The 640-nt window shown below is 39.2% G+C and carries 3 tRNA genes; all 3 read left to right on the top strand.

Features of this window, described 5'->3' with window-relative positions:
- The first annotated feature begins 295 nt into the window (after positions 1–295).
- Positions 296–371, top strand: a tRNA-His gene (locus EO117_RS09110).
- Between the two features lie 6 nt (positions 372–377).
- A tRNA-Gln gene (locus EO117_RS09105) sits at positions 378–452 on the top strand.
- 6 nt (positions 453–458) lie between these two features.
- A tRNA-Lys gene (locus EO117_RS09100) sits at positions 459–534 on the top strand.
- Positions 535–640 lie beyond the last annotated feature (106 nt).

Raw genomic sequence — 640 nt, 5'->3', positions numbered from 1 at the left:
TCTGTATATATAGATTGTACTATGCATTGACAAATTCATTTGTGTTTATACTATGACAATATCATATGTCGTTCATAAAGCTTAAATATACAAAAAAATAGGGGTTTACAAGAAATTGTTTATTTGATATACTTTAAAAACATCAGCGATGCTCATGTAATAAACCTAAAGTCAATCATGAGACAGTAGTGCAGTTAAAAAAGTTTTTAAAAAGTGGTTGACACAAAAAACATTAACTGATATACTGAATATCGTTGTAAGGCACGAAAGTGTCAAACAGAATAAATATCCTGTGGTGGGTATGGTGAAGCGGTTAACACGGCGGATTGTGGCTCCGTTATGCATGGGTTCGATCCCCATTACTCACCCCACAACACAGGGGTGTAGCCAAGCGGTAAGGCATCGGACTTTGACTCCGACATGCGATGGTTCGATCCCATCCACCCCTGCCATTTTATGACCCACTAGCTCAGTTGGCAGAGCACCTGACTTTTAATCAGGGTGTCCCGCGTTCGAGTCGCGGGTGGGTCACCATTTACTACTTTATGTAGTATGAGGATATATGATCTTTGAAAACTGAACAATGAAAGGTAATTACTTCGAAAGAAGTAAACATAAGCCAGAGTGCGGGTTTCACAAA

The organism is Veillonella sp. VA142, from assembly GCF_003992135.1.
Classification (GTDB): domain Bacteria; phylum Bacillota; class Negativicutes; order Veillonellales; family Veillonellaceae; genus F0422.
The sequence above is the reverse complement of the archived record's forward strand: the minus strand, read 5'-3'. Positions and strand labels throughout refer to the sequence as shown.